The 15758-nt window shown below is 42.3% G+C and carries 18 protein-coding genes and 1 pseudogene; 16 read left to right on the plus strand and 3 right to left on the minus strand.

What is annotated here, in order from left to right; translation table 11 throughout:
• The first annotated feature begins 183 nt into the window (after nucleotides 1–183).
• The 8 genes from HMPREF2991_RS00290 to HMPREF2991_RS00330 all read left to right on the plus strand — a co-directional run bounded on the left by HMPREF2991_RS00290 (nucleotide 184) and on the right by HMPREF2991_RS00330 (nucleotide 6260).
• Entirely contained in the window at nucleotides 184–1221 is a 1038-nt protein-coding gene (locus tag HMPREF2991_RS00290) for an aldose epimerase family protein (RefSeq protein ID WP_070567114.1), read from the plus strand.
• Between the two features lie 110 nt (nucleotides 1222–1331).
• Entirely contained in the window at nucleotides 1332–2186 is an 855-nt protein-coding gene (locus HMPREF2991_RS00295; RefSeq protein WP_070567117.1) for a VOC family protein, read from the plus strand.
• 303 nt (nucleotides 2187–2489) lie between these two features.
• Nucleotides 2490–3062 carry a hypothetical protein gene (locus tag HMPREF2991_RS00305; protein WP_049490055.1) on the plus strand — a complete coding sequence of 191 codons (573 nt, stop codon included), beginning with the start codon at nucleotides 2490–2492 and terminating at the stop codon, nucleotides 3060–3062.
• 1 nt (nucleotide 3063) lies between these two features.
• Complete coding sequence (locus tag HMPREF2991_RS00310; protein ID WP_070567122.1) at nucleotides 3064–3732, plus strand: hypothetical protein; 669 nt, start codon at nucleotides 3064–3066, stop codon at nucleotides 3730–3732.
• A gap of 115 nt (nucleotides 3733–3847) precedes the next feature.
• On the plus strand, nucleotides 3848–4519 hold the full coding sequence (locus HMPREF2991_RS00315) for a hypothetical protein (protein WP_001226102.1): 672 nt from the start codon (nucleotides 3848–3850) through the stop codon (nucleotides 4517–4519).
• Between the two features lie 2 nt (nucleotides 4520–4521).
• Nucleotides 4522–5178 carry a hypothetical protein gene (locus HMPREF2991_RS00320; protein WP_070567125.1) on the plus strand — a complete coding sequence of 219 codons (657 nt, stop codon included), beginning with the start codon at nucleotides 4522–4524 and terminating at the stop codon, nucleotides 5176–5178.
• A gap of 75 nt (nucleotides 5179–5253) precedes the next feature.
• Nucleotides 5254–5796, plus strand: coding sequence for a DUF3592 domain-containing protein (locus HMPREF2991_RS00325; RefSeq protein ID WP_070567128.1), 543 nt, complete (start codon nucleotides 5254–5256; stop codon nucleotides 5794–5796).
• A 206-nt stretch (nucleotides 5797–6002) separates the two neighbouring features.
• Nucleotides 6003–6260 carry a metal-sensitive transcriptional regulator gene (locus HMPREF2991_RS00330; RefSeq protein ID WP_070567131.1) on the plus strand — a complete coding sequence of 86 codons (258 nt, stop codon included), beginning with the start codon at nucleotides 6003–6005 and terminating at the stop codon, nucleotides 6258–6260.
• Between the two features lie 219 nt (nucleotides 6261–6479).
• On the opposite strand, the gene HMPREF2991_RS00335 is transcribed toward HMPREF2991_RS00330, so the two are convergent.
• From HMPREF2991_RS00335 to HMPREF2991_RS00345, 3 genes and pseudogenes are all read right to left on the minus strand, one after another.
• Complete coding sequence (locus tag HMPREF2991_RS00335) at nucleotides 6480–6776, minus strand: rhodanese-like domain-containing protein (RefSeq protein WP_070567134.1); 297 nt, start codon at nucleotides 6774–6776, stop codon at nucleotides 6480–6482.
• Nucleotides 6766–7122, minus strand: a pseudogene (locus HMPREF2991_RS10500) (rhodanese-like domain-containing protein); the annotation flags it as partial. The pseudogene HMPREF2991_RS10500 and the gene HMPREF2991_RS00335, both read right to left, overlap by 11 nt.
• 3 nt (nucleotides 7123–7125) lie before the next feature.
• Nucleotides 7126–7431, minus strand: a complete 306-nt coding sequence (locus tag HMPREF2991_RS00345) for a rhodanese-like domain-containing protein (protein ID WP_038804267.1) — start codon at nucleotides 7429–7431, stop codon at nucleotides 7126–7128.
• A 174-nt stretch (nucleotides 7432–7605) separates the two neighbouring features.
• Between HMPREF2991_RS00345 and HMPREF2991_RS00350 the strand changes: the two genes are divergently transcribed.
• The 8 genes from HMPREF2991_RS00350 (at nucleotide 7606) to HMPREF2991_RS00385 (ending at nucleotide 15721) form a co-directional block, all read left to right on the plus strand.
• Nucleotides 7606–8169, plus strand: coding sequence for a sugar O-acetyltransferase (locus HMPREF2991_RS00350; protein WP_000200256.1), 564 nt, complete (start codon nucleotides 7606–7608; stop codon nucleotides 8167–8169).
• A 277-nt stretch (nucleotides 8170–8446) separates the two neighbouring features.
• Complete coding sequence (locus HMPREF2991_RS00355; RefSeq protein ID WP_000837416.1) at nucleotides 8447–9682, plus strand: carbohydrate-binding domain-containing protein; 1236 nt, start codon at nucleotides 8447–8449, stop codon at nucleotides 9680–9682.
• 419 nt (nucleotides 9683–10101) lie between these two features.
• Nucleotides 10102–10818: an ABC transporter ATP-binding protein gene (locus tag HMPREF2991_RS00360; RefSeq protein WP_042901944.1), complete on the plus strand. Its 717-nt coding sequence runs from the start codon at nucleotides 10102–10104 to the stop codon at nucleotides 10816–10818.
• Between the two features lies 1 nt (nucleotide 10819).
• Nucleotides 10820–11902: an ABC transporter permease gene (locus HMPREF2991_RS00365; protein ID WP_049479898.1), complete on the plus strand. Its 1083-nt coding sequence runs from the start codon at nucleotides 10820–10822 to the stop codon at nucleotides 11900–11902.
• 39 nt (nucleotides 11903–11941) lie between these two features.
• Nucleotides 11942–12565, plus strand: coding sequence for a TetR/AcrR family transcriptional regulator (locus HMPREF2991_RS00370; RefSeq protein ID WP_070567140.1), 624 nt, complete (start codon nucleotides 11942–11944; stop codon nucleotides 12563–12565).
• A gap of 299 nt (nucleotides 12566–12864) precedes the next feature.
• The gene (locus HMPREF2991_RS00375; protein WP_000615031.1) at nucleotides 12865–13629 is read left to right on the plus strand and encodes a nucleoside phosphorylase; all 765 of its coding nucleotides are present in this window, start codon (nucleotides 12865–12867) and stop codon (nucleotides 13627–13629) included.
• Between the two features lie 33 nt (nucleotides 13630–13662).
• Nucleotides 13663–15042 carry a TrkH family potassium uptake protein gene (locus HMPREF2991_RS00380; RefSeq protein WP_070567142.1) on the plus strand — a complete coding sequence of 460 codons (1380 nt, stop codon included), beginning with the start codon at nucleotides 13663–13665 and terminating at the stop codon, nucleotides 15040–15042.
• Between the two features lie 13 nt (nucleotides 15043–15055).
• Nucleotides 15056–15721 (plus strand): potassium channel family protein, encoded by a 666-nt coding sequence (locus tag HMPREF2991_RS00385; protein WP_049479903.1) that lies wholly within the window; start codon nucleotides 15056–15058, stop codon nucleotides 15719–15721.
• Nucleotides 15722–15758 lie beyond the last annotated feature (37 nt).

Genomic DNA, 15758 nt, shown 5'->3' on the forward strand with positions numbered 1-15758 from the left:
AACAGCGACTTCATGGACTGAACGTGTATAAGCATAAAAACAAGAATAGAAGAATCCCTTCTTGTTAAGAAGATACTTAAGGTTTTCTGACAAAGGATTCTGAAAATAGAAACTACAACCATAGATGGTGAGACACTCTCTATGGTTTGTTTACTTAAGAGAAATGGATCAAAGGAGAGAAGAATGAAAGCATACACAGAACGTGTATTTGGAAATCATGAGGGCAAGGATGTCTTGGCTTATCGCTTTGAGACTGATGGTGGTTATCAGCTTGAAGTTATGACTTATGGTGCGACCATCTTGCGCTATGTCACGCCTGACAAGGCTGGAAACTTTGCCAATGTGATTTTGGGCTTTGATGATTTTGATAGCTATGTAGGCAATAGTCCCAAGCATGGAGCAAGTGTAGGTCCTGTAGCGGGCCGCATTGCAGGTGCGACATTTGAGCTCAATGGCCAGACCTATAATCTTGAAGTCAACAATGCCAGCAACTGTAACCACAGTGGTTCAACAGGTTGGGATGCGAGCTTGTTTGAATTGGTAGAAGTGAGCGACCATGGCTTAACCCTCTACACAGAGCGTACAGACGGAACAGGAGGATTCCCTGGTAATCTCAAGATCTGGATCAGCTACCACTTGGAAGAAACTGGCGCCTACGAAGTCAGCTATAAGGTGACGACAGATCAGGATACGCTGGTCAATCCAACCAACCACAGCTATTTCAACTTATCTGGTGATTTCACGCAGACAATTGACCGCCATGTCTTCCAACTAAATACGGAGGGCATTTACCCAATCGCTCCAGACGGAGTTCCGGCTAAGACTCCAGATGCTACTCGTGATGTAGTGAAACATATCTACAATGGAGCTTTGTTGAAGGACATCTTTGAAGAGGAAGATGAGCAAATCCAGTTGGTATCTGGTTTGGATCACCCATTTGCTCTTCCTGCAGGCCATGACAATGCTGGTTTCCTTTATGACCAAAACTCAGGTCGCTTCCTGCTCTTTAAGACAGAGGCCCCTTGCTTTGTGGTCTACACAGCAAACTTTGTGGATGAGAGTGTCATCATCGGAGGCCAGCCAATGGTGCAACACAATGGGATTGCCCTTGAAGCGCAAGCTTTACCAGATGCCATTCACAGCGATCTCAAAGACCAAGTCATTCTCAAAGCAGGGGAAACCTTTACCAGCAAAACTCGCTACGAGCTTGTTGTCAAATAAAAAGAAGAGCTGGTTTCCAGCTCTTTTGAGTTGTCTTCGTTGACATTCTATCTTAATAGTGTATAATTGATGTAATTAATAAAGTTACAACAAACAAAAGGAGACACCCTATGACTTATGCATACCAAAGCCACATTTACCTAGCAGAGGCGGTTTTAAATGTCAAGGACTTGACGAGTCAAATGGCTTTTTATCACCAGATTATTGGCTTGGAGATTTTATCCCAAACAGAGACAGAAGCGATTTTGGGACTTGGTCGAAAAGCCTTGGTTCACTTGATTCAGGCAGAAAAGACTGGCGAAGTAAGGGAGCATTATGGACTCTACCATTTGGCGATTTTGTTGCCGACACGAAAAGCCTTGGCAGATGTTTTGAAACACCTAAGTGACTTACGGATTCCTCTGGTTGGAGGTGCAGATCATGGATACAGCGAGGCCCTTTATCTAGAGGATTTGGAAGGAAATGGCATTGAACTCTACCGTGATAAGCCAGTGTCTTCATGGGATATTCGAGAAGATGGTCGCATTATCGGTGTGACCGAGGCCCTTGCGGCACAGGATATCTATGAGCTAGGGGAAAAGGTGGATCCCTTTATCCTAGCTGAAGGGACGAGAATGGGGCATATCCATCTATCGGTGAAGGATAGTCGTGCGGCGAGCCAGTTTTATCAAAAGGTGTTAGGACTAGAGGATAAATTTAGCATTCCTAGTGCTAGTTGGATAGCGGCTGGTCAGTACCATCACCACCTAGCTGTCAACGAATGGGCTGGAAAAGGGCTAGCTCCGCGTGAGCAAGGCTTGCCAGGCTTGGCCTACTACGTCCTTGAGGTCGAAAGCAAGGAAGAACTCTTGGACATCGTTCAGCAAGCACAAGAGCTAGAAGTACCAATCAAGTGGCTAAATTCGAGTGAGTTGGATCTTGTAGACCCAGATGGGATTGTGACTCGCATTCGCTTGGCACGATGAAACGAGGAAAACACATCATAGACATAGGAAAAGGCGGATAAGCTCGCATTCTGTTTTTAGAATGCGGACTTGTCCGCTTTTTTATGAAATGACGAAAGCTTTCTTGGCTCTGGCAAAGGCATTGGCTGGGGATATTTTCCCTTTTCTGGAGGTTCATGCTATAATACTAATAAACTTTTCTTTCTCTAGGAAGGCAAATGCCAAAAATCAGCTAGAATGCTGGCAATCGTTGTCACGATGCTTTTTAGAGAAAGTAGAACTTTGTTTGAACATCCGTATTGAGTTTAGGAGACGGGAAATAAGATGGACACAAGTGTAAAAAATTTAATCAGTATGGGCCCTCTGGAGGACTCTTTTATCTATTATGATTTGGGGAATCAAGTATTCTACAGTGCAAAACAAGGCATGAATTATTCAGCCATTGCAGCCCCTATTGCAATCTATTCCTTGCAACGGCTGTCAAAGTTGCTAAACCAAACCTTTGGAGATGTCTCCTCCCCTTTCAATCTGATCTTCTTTATCCTGATGTCTCTGTTTTTGGTTTTCGGGACCATTCTCCTTGCCAAGTCTACCCGACGCAACATGAAGACAGATAGATTTAGAAAAGTCCGGCTCACAAAAGCCAATATCAAAACACTTAGGAGAAAATCTAGGGCGTTGACAGTAGTTGGCTACATTTTTGTTTTAATAACGATTTTTTCAGCCTATCGTTATCTGGCTGTTTCTGATTTTCAATTTTTAATTATGTACATGTTAGGGATTGGTATTCTTACATATATAGTTTATGATTTTCGGATGAAAACGCGCAAACGACTGTTCAAGGAGCTGATGGAGACATTACAGGACGGTAGCCGAGGGAAAGAGGGAGAAATGTAAGATGAGAAAAATCATTTATATAGGACAAGGATGCCAGCAATCCGTCTACTATAACACAAAGACGAGAGAGGCTTTAACGACTCAATCTAGCGCCTCGTCAGAAACCGACGGTGCTATCAGTTCAAAGAAATCCAAGTGGCCTTGGGTTCTCTTCTTTGTTTTCTTGCTAGTTACTATCATCGGTATTTGGATTCGTTCCTTGCTAGCGCCCTTTAGATTGAGTGAGTGGATGGCACCTATCCATCTAGTCGCTATCCTTTTCGTTTTTATCGGAAGTGTTTATGGATTTGAAAAACTGTTCTACAGTGGGGCTAAGTCGCTTGTCCCAGCAAGTGAAGAACAGTTTAAAGATGCGGTTGAAAGTAGTACTTTTTGGAGGAAGTCACCAGATAAGGAACCAACAGTCGATAAAATCATCTTGTATCTATTTGCTATCCTCGTTCTTCTATTTGTTTTTGTTATTGTTGTGTTCTTTGCCATACCTGGGACCTTCCTTCCCTACTATGAACATGAATGGTTTGAGCCGTCTATGTTCATGGTACCCATCGGAGCAACTATCGTTCCAATTAGCGTGGTACTACTCTTGTTCCAAAACAACCCAATCCGCTGGCTCTTAGCCGTACGAAAATACAAGCAGGGAAAAATATTATTTGGGGAAGAGAAGAACTAGAAACATGAGAGAAACGCTATTACCATTACCAGTGGTTGGTGATGTTTTATCAACAACCTATGATAAAATTGAAGTTTCTGATTATAGTGATTGGTGGAAACTGTGGTGATTTTATATGAGAAAAATAATTTTTATTGGACAGAGCGGTAATAAGGCCGTTTACTATAATACGCGAACGAGAGAAGCTCTTGTAGCAGATAAGAGCGCCTTGTTAAATACAGAAGGGGCTAGGAGATCGAATAGGGGGATTGCTCCTTTAATTGCTATATTCTCTTTGTTAGGTTTACTCGGAGGATTTGTTGCAATACCAATTTTCTCAGGCCTTCGTTATAATAGTGGGATGGTTCCTATTTTTATTCTTTGTCTTTCCTTTATCCTATTTGGATTTATATGGATGATGGAAGTCGCATTATATAAAGGAGTGAAACGAGTCCAAGGAGCAACAAAGAAAGAGTTTAAAGAAGCAGTTTATTCAAATTTGTTCTGGGAAAATTTTAGTGAGAAAAAAGCGACGTTTGCGAAAATGTTGGCTTTTATGATTGTCATGCTACTAGTTTTTATGACTACTATAGTAATATTTGCTGCTGCAATTCCGGGCACTATTGACTCATTCAATAAGCAAGAGGCATTTGATATACAAATCTTTTTCTCGCCTTTAGCAGGTCTCTTTCCTGCCTTGTTGTACCTTTTCTTATTCCAAAACAACCCTATCCGCTGGTTCTTAGCTGTGCGAAAATATGAACAGGGGAAAGTGATATTTAATGAAGAAATAGAAAAGAGAGGATGATAATGTCACAAGAGAGATATTTGCAGATCAAAAAAGAGCATCAAGTTCGTAAGTTTGTGGGGCGTTTCCTCTTCATCCTTCTCGCTATCCTCGATGTTCTACTGGTATCAAGTCATTCCAATTATGTCCCGCTTATAACGGTGGCTATGGTAACGATTGTGCCTTTTAATCATTTTCTACTTGGTCCTCTTAGGAGACAGAAAAAAGCCATAGAAAAAGAGCATCCAGAATGGAAAATACTCAGTACGAAGGGAGTAAAGGTTCCCTCGGCTGAAGCCAATAAAAGAACCTTGGCTGGTATTGGGATCTTGACGGCCTTGCTGTTGTCTTTTGGGCTATTCTATAAACCTGTGAAACAGCCGAACGTCCAAGTAAACAATCCGCCTAAACTTGATTTTAACACGCCTGAAACGTCCAAGTCTTCTGAGTCGTCGAGTTCCTCTAAGACCAAAGAATCCAGTTCCTCAGAGCCGAAATCCTCGTCTTCGACTGAACAAAGTTCTAAAACCGAAAGTTCAGGAACAAAGCCGTCAAAAAGCGAATCCAATAATCCTTATTACCAGATTCCAGGACTTACTGACGAACAGGTGAGAGATATCATATCGAAATCTGTAAAAGATTTGAGAGAAAAACAGTCAAAAGAAAAATCCGAAGAGTAGACTCGAGAGCTTCAATGTCCTTCTGGACGAGTTCGTTTTGGGATTTTACTGTATAAAATAACAGGAGGAGTTCATATGAATAAAGAAGTGATTGGTTTGATAGTTGGGACAATCGTCATCTTCCTATCTTTTGTATTTGTGTGTGGGACCTTTCTTTTCCTCTATCTTCGGGATCAGAAGTTGGTCCGCCTTGCCAAGTCATCCGTACAGGGAACGGTTATCGGCTATAGCCGTTTTCGTGAGGGGTATCCACCTATCGTCGAATACACGGTGGATGGGATTGCTTATAAGAAAACCTTGCAGTATTTTATGTTCAAAACGGTCACAATTCCGTGGGGGACTACTAAATTTTTAAAGGACTATACAAGAGAAGATATGCTAGCGCCTTCGATCACTCGCTACAGTAACTCCTTTGTTTCCTTCAAACGCTTGATGCAGACCCATTTCCCCCTTCATTCGGAGCTGACGGTCTGGTATGATCCAGACAAGCCGGCCAGGGCCTATGTCGAACGTTACAGTGGAATGGACAAGTTTTACAAGTGGTTTGGTATCGGATTTGGGCTGGCTCTAGTTCTAGTCTATGGGATAGTGATCCTAGCCTTTTTGTCCAAGATATAAGGCATAAAAGTCAGTTGGTTAATAGGAAACTTGACTTCCCATCTTGCTTCAAGGAGGACAGAGTTTCTTTTCCATTTTCGTGCTCACCTATCTTTTCTTTCCGATACAGAGAAAAGGTTGCCTCCCACAAATACAGACAGGAAGTGAATTTTGACAAAGCCCCTTATTCGAGATATAATGAAGAAAAAGTGACCAAGGATAAATTAATGACAAACTCAAAGTATATAACACGCCTGAAACGTTCAGAGGGCCAGTTGCGTGGAATTCAAAAGATGATTGAAGAAGATCGTGACTGCGCAGATATTGTTATGCAGTTGACAGCAGTGAAATCTAGCGTTGAGCGCGTGATTGAGATGATCATTACTGAAAATCTTACGGGCTGTATCAACCAACCACTAGACGACCCTGAGGCTCAAAAGGAACGCCTAGAAAAGGCCATCCGATACCTGATTAAACGGAAATAAACTAATTTGCTATTGATAAACAATGCAGACAAAGGTATTTAAGTCTATTTCGATAAAGAAATCACGTCGGACAAACGGATGAGTCCCCAATACCAATGAGAAAACCTTTTTTTAGATACCATCAATTTGCTTCTTTTTTAGAAGCAACGGGCTACGAGCCCTATATCATTGGGTTGTAGAAATGAAAAAATCGATTAAGTTCCTTAATCGGTTTTTTGCTTATTTTACTTGACCGGGCCAAGCATTCATACCACCTTCAACATTGATAACGGTGAGGCCTTGGGCGCTTAGAAATTCACAAGCAGATGCGGAGCGTACTCCACCTTGACAGATGACATGGTATTCCTGGTCAGGTTTGAGTTCTTTGCAACCTTGCTCCAAGGTGGTTAACGGAAGATTTTTGGCTCCTGGTGCATGTCCTGCTTGGAATTCATGCACTTCACGTACATCGATAAGATCTAGATTTTCATGTTGATATTTTTCATAAAAGTCAGCCATGCTGATATTAGTTACCATATTCTACTCCTTCTGGGTTAGACATTTTGTATAGTGAATAAGCGCCGTCGAGGTTTTGGACGGTAAATCCTGCTTGTTTGAGGATACGCTCTGCGATATAGCTGCGCAAACCACTGTGGCAGCTAACGATGTAGGCTTGGTTCTTATCCAGTTCGTCCAAGCGTTCCCGTAGTTCGTTTAGGGGGATGTGGATGGTGTCAACTTTAAGTCGACCACTTTGGAATTCGCCACTTATCCGCACATCTAGGGATTATTTGCCCTTAGTCAGATCGTCTTCGAACTGACACCATTTGATATTGTCGCTCAAACCTTCGATAAGGTTCAAGGCTGCGTAGCCCATTTGATGCTTCTAGATGACCTTGCCTGTCCAAGCGCTCATACCGCCTCGGACATTGATGACATCGTAGCCTTTTTTCTTAAGCTTTTTCGCAGCTAGTTTGCTTCGCACACCAGAGTGACAAATGACATAAAGTGTTTCTTTTGTCGCAGGTGTGTAAGAACCGATTTCCGTTAAAGGAACATTTTTGGCATTTTTGATATGACCTCTACGGAATTCCATAGGCGTCCGAACATCTAGTAGCTGAATCGGTTCTCTGAGTTTAGCTTCTAACTCGCTGGTAGAAATACTGTCAATTTTTGTAAATAAGTGAAACATAGGCACCTCCACATATACCCTTATGGGGTATATTAAACCATGAAGTCAATCTTTTGTCAAGCAAGTTGTTTTGACTTGGAGGGGATTGGTTTTGAGAGTCTAGAAAGCAGGCTATTCTTGACCTTTCAAAGGCTTTTTGATATGATGAGTCCAAAGTAAGTGTGAGGTGATAAGATGACCAGCGAATACCAGAAAATGATAGCAGGGGAGCCTTACCGTCCGTCGGATCCAGAGTTGCGGGTCTTGGCGCAGGCTTCTCGCCAAAAACAGGCTGCCTTTAACAAGGAAGAAGATCCCTTGAAGGGAGCAGATATTATCAAGACTTGGTTTGGCTCAACTGGGGAAAATCTCTATGTCAATCCACGCTTGGTGGTCGATTATGGAGTCAATATCCATCTAGGGGAAAATTTTTATTCTAATTGGAACTTGACCATGCTGGATGTTTGCCCGATTCGCATCGGGAACAACGCCATGCTTGGCCCCAACTGTCAGTTTTTAACCCCACTCCATCCACTGGATCCGGATGAACGCAATTCAGGGGTCGAATACGGCAAGCCCATCACCATTGGAGATAATTTCTGGGCTGGAGGTGGCGTCATTGTCCTTCCTGGAGTGACACTGGGAAATAACGTCGTTGCAGGAGCGGGGGCCGTGATTACCAAGTCCTTCGGAGATAATGTCGTCCTAGCTGGCAATCCTGCGCGTGTCATCAAGGAAATCCCAGTAAAAGAAAACTAAAAAGAACAGCTTGGGCTGTTCTTTTTATAATCTTTATCTTAGTCTTATAGATTTTTCTTCTTTTTGGCTTTTTGGGTTAGAGTGATATCGCACTTGGGAATGTTGCTTTTAAAAACTATTAAATGCATTTTAGTACTCTCAAATTGTTTCTAGTAGCCCTTTCAAAAGAATACTAAGCGAAACTGAATTTAAGGAAACTTTCAGAAAAGTTTTAGTTTTGTTTCAGGAATCTTCTGTAGACTGTCTAGCTATATCATACGAAGGAGAGGAAAAAGCTATGAAATCAAAAAAATGGACCCTACTCGCAACGAGTTTAACGGCAATAGTGCTGATGGCAGCATGTGCCCAGTCAACAACTACATCCAATACCAATGCAACGACAAATAGTGCCACAACAACTGCAACAAAGACAAACCAATCATCCTATTTTACAGAGAAGGACAATGATACTTCTTATGACGAAAGCACAGCTTCTAAGATTGAGTTATCTGGCTCATCAGCAAACGTCTTTGGGGATGGGGTGACAGTCTCTGAATCAACAGTGACCATCACAAAATCTGGGACCTATGTGATTTCAGGTCAGTCTGACGGAGTGCAGATCAAGATCGAGGCAGATAAGTCTGCAGATGTTCATCTAGTCCTAAAAGGCGCGACCATGACCAATACCAATGCAGCGATATCTGCGACATCAGCTGGTCATGTCTACTTGACTCTAGCAGAGGGAACCACCAACAGTCTCTCTGACTCAAGCTCTAACAGTGACGAAAAAGCAGACGCAGCTCTCTTTTCTAAGGTGGATTTGACCATCAACGGGAAAGGAACTCTCAATGTAGATGGCAAGAAGAACAATGGTATCAAGGCCAACGACACCCTCCACATCACGGGTGGAACCTATAACATCACAGCAGTTGGCGATGCCTTCAATGTCAATGATGAACTCAACATCACTGGTACGACCATGACCATCGATGCCAAAGAGGATGGGGTCAAGGTGGACAATGACGAGGATACTTCAGTTGGGACCATGTACCTATCCAACAACAACATCACCGTCACAGCAGGAGATGATGGCATCCACGCATCTGGAGACCTCGTCATCGATAGTGGTACCTACACCGTCAAGAATTCGACAGAAGGACTTGAAGGTAAGTCAATCACTATCAACGGTGGGGATATTAGCATCTACTCAACAGATGATGGAGTCAACGCAGCTAACAAAAACGCCCAACAGAATGAAATCTTCTTCACTATGAACGGCGGGAATCTGACTGTAGAAGTCGGCCAAGGAGACACAGACCCAATCGACTCAAACGGCAATATTACGGTCACAGGTGGGACCATTAAAATGACTGGTCAAACAGGTTTTGACTTTGATGGAACAGCGACCTACACAGGTGGAGATATCTATCTCAACGGTGAAAAACAAACGGAAATCGTCAATTCTATACCTGGAGGCGGTGGACCAAATGGAGGCCCTCAAGGCGACGGTCCAGCCCCTGGCGGACAAGGATAAAAAAGAATCTCCTTTCTCGAAAGAGAAGGGAGAGTTTTATGTAGGAAGGATTTTCTAGAATAAATACCAATCCGGAGTTGAGAACTTCTTGGTCTGTTTCATATAAAAACGGATAAAGTGAATTTCCATAGCTAAGGTTATCAAGGTTGCTATTGTGATGACAGTAGTAGGATTGGCTGAGAAAAGTAGAGGAAGAATAGGCCTTTAAAAAGTGGACAGGAAAGACCATTTCGGAGTATAGAGAGGAAGTTCAAAAACATTTTTAGAAATAAGACATGTGCATCATAAACATCAGATACGAATCTGGTGTTTTATTTTTTTAAAGAATTTAACCCTTTCTCTTGACAAGTGAGTGATTACTCACTATAATAGCTTCTGTGATTTAAAAAGTGAGTACCCACTCACCTAGGAGGAAGCATATGAAAAAATTGCTACATTTACAAGATTTAGTAAAATCTTTTGACCAACAAATAGTTCTGAATCATGTCAGCTTTGAATTGCAGCTAGGAGAAATTATAGGATTAATTGGTCCGTCTGGTGCTGGTAAATCAACTATGATTAAGACTACGTTAGGAATGGAAAAGGCTGATGGAGGCCTAGCTTTAGTGTTAAATCACACTATGCCCAATCGTCATATTTTAGGAGATATTGGCTATATGGCCCAATCAGATGCTTTATACGAGTCCTTGTCTGGTCAAGAAAATCTGGAATTTTTTGGTCAGCTAAAGGGGCTTTCTAAAAAAGACCTAAAGGCGGAAATTGCTCATATAGCTCAAGTAGTAGATCTGACAGACTACTTAAACAAGGCGGTATCTGGTTATTCTGGAGGAATGAAACGGCGTTTGTCTCTTGCTATCGCGCTGTTGGGAAATCCTCAACTCTTGATTTTGGACGAACCGACAGTTGGAATCGACCCTTCTCTTCGAAAGAAAATCTGGAAAGAATTATTCGCGCTTAGAGACAATGGGGTAGGGATATTAGTTACTACCCATGTTATGAATGAAGCAGAGTTGACGGATAAGGTCGGCTTATTATTAGGCGGAAAAATCATTGCTTTTGATACACCGCAACACTTAAAAGAAAGTTATCAAGTTTCAAGTATTGAAGAAGTATTTTTAAAAGCAGAAGGTGAGTAAAATGAGAACAATAGCGATTGCAAAAAAAGTCATCAAAGAATTACTTCGTGACAAACGAACTCTAGCCCTGATGTTTATAGCACCTGTTTTTATCATGTGGTTGATGAACCTCATGTTTTCAGCTAGTACAACCGTGAATGTCAAGTTAGCGACACAAGATCTACCAACTGGTTTGGTAACGAAAATGGATGAGCTTGATCATGTGGACATCGAGACTTATCAAGACTTAGATCAGGCCAAAGAAGCGCTAGCAAATGAAAAAGTCGATGCTGTGATTTCTTATAAAGACGGTGAGTATCAGGTCGACTACGCAAATACAGATGCCTCCAAGACATCTATGATACGACAAGTGTTACGAACAAGTATCGCCAGTGAAGGCACCGATCAGTTACTATCTCGTGTCAAACAAGCTCTTCCACAATTGGACTCGGACGCAAAAACACCAGAAATCAAGGAGTCTTATCAGTATGGAGATGAAAATACAAGCTTCTTTACCAGTATGATTCCGGTTTTGATAGGTTTTGTAGTTTTCTTCTTTGTCTTTTTGATTTCAGGTATGGCGCTTTTGAAAGAGCGCACCAGTGGAACACTAGAACGTTTGTTAGCAACACCAGTGAAACGATCTGAAATCGTCTATGGCTATATGTTGTCTTACGGTATTATTGCGATTTTTCAAACGGCAGTTGTCGTCTTAGCAGCAATTTGGCTACTAGATGTAGAAGTTGTAGGAAGTATTTTAAATGTTATAATAGTTAATGTGGTACTGGCTCTTGTAGCACTAGCTTTTGGAATTCTCTTGTCTACTCTAGCAAAATCAGAATTCCAAATGATGCAATTTATTCCTCTCGTGATTATGCCCCAACTTTTTTTCTCAGGAATTATTCCATTGTCATCCATGGGAGAATGGGCTCTAACTGTGGGGAAATTTTTGCCATTAACCTATTCTGGTGATGCAATAAGCCAGATTATTCTTTACGGGCACAATCTTGGTGATATTTTGCCAAATCTTGGTGTTTTAATGATTTTCTTGATCATTTTAACAATTCTCAATATTGTTGGATTACGTCGTTATCGTAAAGTTTAGAAATCAACATAAATAATGCTAAAAAGGTGTGAAGATTAGATGGATAAGACTGTTTTTGAATCGTTTGAAGATTACTTAGAAGAAGCGAATTACCCTCAAGGAAAGAAAAAAATCATGCAGGCAGCAGTGGATCTCATATCAACTAGGAGTTACCATGGGACCTCAACTCTTCACATAGCTGAGCGTGCTGGACTAAGCCAGGCAACTTTGTTTAAGTATTTTAAGACGAAGGATGATCTACTGACGGCTATTTTACATCCTGTAGTCCCAAGCATTTTCGGTAGTTTTTTTGAGGAACTCTTAGCTTTTGAAACGACAGAAGAGAGGGTTCGTTATCTCGTCCACGATCGTATGAGCTATCTCAAAAAAAATCGTGCTTTGATGAAAATCATTCTGCAGGAGAGTTTTTCAAATAAAAAACTAAAAAATGAACAGATTTTTATCTGGAATGCTATTCAAGATAAACTTCGAGTACTCCATAAGGAATTGCTAGCAGATTCACGTGTAAATCCAGAGTTAACGATTCCTCAAATGGTTCGTATTTGTGTTGGCCCATTGTTGGCTTACTTCGCTCAGCTTTATATCGTTGGCGACAATGGAGAAATAAAAGAGGAAGACTTAGACTTATTAGAAAAACAGATTTTAGGTGGTTTGTGGAAATAAGGGAGTTCTAGAAGAACTAAGGTTTATTTACTTGACTTTCAAACAAGCTAAAAAAGACATGTTCTGCTTATTTCAGATTCATGTCTTTTTTGTTGTTGAATTTGGTATTTATTTATAACTCCTCAATCACCTTGCACAAGGCTCCCACATCTTTTACCCAGCTCATATTTACTACTCGATATCTTAGCAAGTTCAAAGTATCTCATAACTGAGGTGCTTTTTTTACTCAGTTCATCAGTCTCCTCCTTGACACTCCGTCAGCTTTTGATACAATAGTACAAAATTAGAGGAGGTGGGCGATGATTCAGAAGCATGCGATTCCCATTTTAGAGTTTGATGACAATCCTCAGTCGGTCCTTATGCCAACACATGAGGAGTTAGACTTGAAGTTGCCAAAGAAGTGTATCTATGCATTTTTGGAGGAGGAGATTGACCGCTATGCGGGGGAAGTAGGGACGGACTGTATTGGTGAGTTCGTTTCTGCCACCAAGACCTATCCAGTCTATGTCATCAATTACAAGGGTGAAGAGATCTGTCTGGCCCAAGCGCCTGTTGGTTCTGCTCCAGCAGCCCAGTTTATGGATTGGTTGATTGGCTATGGTGTGGAGCAAATCATTTCCACTGGTACTTGTGGAGTCCTAGCCGATATAGAGGAAAATGCCTTTCTCGTCCCTGTTCGCGCTCTGCGAGATGAGGGAACCAGCTACCACTATGTAGCGCCTTCTCGTTATATGGAGATGCAGATTGAGGCTATCTCTGCCATTGAGCAAGTCTTGGAACAAAGAGGCATTCCTTACGAGGAGGTCATGACCTGGACGACAGATGGTTTTTACCGAGAGACGGCTGAAAAGGTTGCCTATCGCAAGGAAGAAGGCTGTGCTGTTGTGGAGATGGAGTGCTCTGCTCTTGCGGCAGTAGCTCAACTACGTGGGGTTGTCTGGGGAGAGCTGCTCTTTACCGCAGATTCCTTAGCAGATCTAGATAACTACGACAGTCGTGACTGGGGATCAGAAGCTTTTGATAAGGCACTCGAACTCTGTCTTGCCATTGTGCACCACATGTGAGTGTTCTTACTGTTTTTATGGTAGAATGTAGCTATGTTATTCAAATCTTTTTTGGAAAAAATCAAGACGACATTAGGGCGTTTATCGCCAGCCCGTCGCATCTTTTTAAGTTTTGCCCTAGTGATCTTCTTGGGCTCGCTCCTTTTAAGTCTCCCCTTTGTGCAAGCAGGAACGTCACAAGCGACCTACTTTGACCATCTCTTTACGACTGTGTCTATGGTCTGTGTGACAGGGCTCTTTACCCAGCCGGTAGCCTCTACTTACAATATCTGGGGTCAGTTGATCTGTATGATTTTGATCCAGATTGGTGGTTTGGGGCTCATGACCTTTATCGGAATCTTTTATATCCAAGGCAAGCAAAAGCTCAGTCTTCGTGGCCGTGAGACCATTCAAGAAAGTTTTGCTTATGGAGAAACCCAGTCTCTAAAGGATTTCATCCGTTCAATCTTTCTGACGACTTTTCTAGTGGAAGGGCTCGGTGCCTTTCTCTTGAGTTTCCGCTTTATTCCTGAATTTGGCTGGGGACGAGGGGTGTTAACCTCTATCTTTTTGGCTGTTTCAGCTTTCTGTAATGCTGGATTTGATAATTTTGGAAGTACGAGTTTGCTAGCCTTTCAAACGGACCCCTTGATTAATCTAGTGATTGCAGGCTTGATTATCACGGGTGGTCTAGGATTTATGGTCTGGTTTGATCTAGCGACCCAGTTTGGGAAAAAGAAAAAACGGCGCCTGCGTTTCCATACTAAGTTGGTTCTCTTTCTAACGGCGGGAATTTTGCTCTTTGGAACAGTATCGACTCTCTTAATTGAGTGGAACAATCCTGGGACGATTGGAAATCTTAGTTTTCCAGAAAAACTGTTGGTTAGTTTCTTCCAGACCGTCAGCATGAGAACGGCAGGCTTTGCTTCAATTGACTACACCCAGGCTCGACCAGTTACCTTACTGATCTACATCTTGCAGATGTTTCTGGGCGGGGCACCTGGAGGGACAGCAGGGGGGCTCAAGATTACGACCTTCTTTGTCTTGTTGGTCTTTGCTCGCAGTGAATTATTGGGCTTGCCTCATGCCAATGTAGCTCGGAGGACCATTGAACCCCGAACCGTGCAAAAATCTTTCAGTGTCTTTATTATCTTCTTGCTGACCTTCTTGCTGGGCTTGATTCTATTAGGGGTAACCGCAGAAGGAAATCCGCGCTTTATTTACCTCATGTTTGAGACCATTTCAGCACTTGCGACAGTTGGAGTGACGGCAAATTTAACACCAGAGCTAGGCAAGATAGCCCTCAGCATCGTTATGTTGCTGATGTTTATCGGCCGTATTGGTCCCTTGACACTACTGGTCAGTGTAGCGGAATACCAGCCAGACAAGAAAGATACGATTCACTATATGAAAGCAGATATCACCATTGGATAAGAAAGGAAGAACGATGTCAGATCGGACAATTGGAATTTTAGGCTTGGGAATTTTTGGGAGCAGTGTTTTGGCTGCTCTTGCCAAGCATCATATGAATATCATTGCTATTGATGACCACGAGGAGCGCATTAATCAATTTGAACCAGTGTTGGCGCGTGGAGTAGTTGGAGATATCACGGATGAAGAACTCCTTCTATCAGCGGGGATTGACACCTGTGATACCGTAGTCGTCGCAACGGGTGAAAATCTAGAGTCCAGTGTTCTCTCGGTTATGCACTGCAAGAGTCTAGGAGTACCGACCGTTATTGCCAAGGTCAAAAGCCATACAGCTAAAAAAGTTCTAGAAAAAATCGGGGCAGACGCAGTCATCTCACCAGAGTTTGAGATGGGGCGCTCATTGGCACAGACCATCCTCTTTCATAACAGTGTAGACGTCTTTCAGCTGGATAAGAATGTTTCGATTGTCGAGATGAAAATCCCCCAATCATGGGTAGGTAAAAGCCTCAGTCAGTTAGATTTACGTGGGCGATACAACCTCAACGTACTTGGTTTTCGTGCCTACGAAAATGCTCCTCTGGATGTCCAATTCGGACCTAATGACCTCTTGCAGGAAGACACCTACATCATGGCGGTGATCAATAACCAACATCTGGATACCCTAGCTGAACTGAGTGAGTAGGAGAGGAAGGGTACTCTCTTTCCAAATAATTAACGAG

This window comes from Streptococcus sp. HMSC072D07 (assembly GCF_001814835.1).
Lineage (GTDB): Bacteria > Bacillota > Bacilli > Lactobacillales > Streptococcaceae > Streptococcus.

Bases quoted from the DNA above. Each gene is read 5' to 3' on its own strand.
- HMPREF2991_RS00380 (WP_070567142.1), top strand. From the start codon at position 13,663: ATGTTATTCAAATCTTTTTTGGAAAAAATCAAGACGACATTAGGGCGT.
- HMPREF2991_RS00345 (WP_038804267.1), bottom strand. From the start codon at position 7,431: ATGTTTCACTTATTTACAAAAATTGACAGTATTTCTACCAGCGAGTTA.
- HMPREF2991_RS00385 (WP_049479903.1), top strand. From the start codon at position 15,056: ATGTCAGATCGGACAATTGGAATTTTAGGCTTGGGAATTTTTGGGAGC.
- HMPREF2991_RS00315 (WP_001226102.1), top strand. From the start codon at position 3,848: ATGAGAAAAATAATTTTTATTGGACAGAGCGGTAATAAGGCCGTTTAC.
- HMPREF2991_RS00295 (WP_070567117.1), top strand. From the start codon at position 1,332: ATGACTTATGCATACCAAAGCCACATTTACCTAGCAGAGGCGGTTTTA.
- HMPREF2991_RS00305 (WP_049490055.1), top strand. From the start codon at position 2,490: ATGGACACAAGTGTAAAAAATTTAATCAGTATGGGCCCTCTGGAGGAC.
- HMPREF2991_RS00370 (WP_070567140.1), top strand. From the start codon at position 11,942: ATGGATAAGACTGTTTTTGAATCGTTTGAAGATTACTTAGAAGAAGCG.
- HMPREF2991_RS00360 (WP_042901944.1), top strand. From the start codon at position 10,102: ATGAAAAAATTGCTACATTTACAAGATTTAGTAAAATCTTTTGACCAA.
- HMPREF2991_RS00365 (WP_049479898.1), top strand. From the start codon at position 10,820: ATGAGAACAATAGCGATTGCAAAAAAAGTCATCAAAGAATTACTTCGT.
- HMPREF2991_RS00330 (WP_070567131.1), top strand. From the start codon at position 6,003: ATGACAAACTCAAAGTATATAACACGCCTGAAACGTTCAGAGGGCCAG.
- HMPREF2991_RS00290 (WP_070567114.1), top strand. From the start codon at position 184: ATGAAAGCATACACAGAACGTGTATTTGGAAATCATGAGGGCAAGGAT.
- HMPREF2991_RS00325 (WP_070567128.1), top strand. From the start codon at position 5,254: ATGAATAAAGAAGTGATTGGTTTGATAGTTGGGACAATCGTCATCTTC.
- HMPREF2991_RS00320 (WP_070567125.1), top strand. From the start codon at position 4,522: ATGTCACAAGAGAGATATTTGCAGATCAAAAAAGAGCATCAAGTTCGT.
- HMPREF2991_RS00355 (WP_000837416.1), top strand. From the start codon at position 8,447: ATGAAATCAAAAAAATGGACCCTACTCGCAACGAGTTTAACGGCAATA.
- HMPREF2991_RS00335 (WP_070567134.1), bottom strand. From the start codon at position 6,776: ATGGTAACTAATATCAGCATGGCTGACTTTTATGAAAAATATCAACAT.
- HMPREF2991_RS00310 (WP_070567122.1), top strand. From the start codon at position 3,064: ATGAGAAAAATCATTTATATAGGACAAGGATGCCAGCAATCCGTCTAC.
- HMPREF2991_RS00375 (WP_000615031.1), top strand. From the start codon at position 12,865: ATGATTCAGAAGCATGCGATTCCCATTTTAGAGTTTGATGACAATCCT.
- HMPREF2991_RS00350 (WP_000200256.1), top strand. From the start codon at position 7,606: ATGACCAGCGAATACCAGAAAATGATAGCAGGGGAGCCTTACCGTCCG.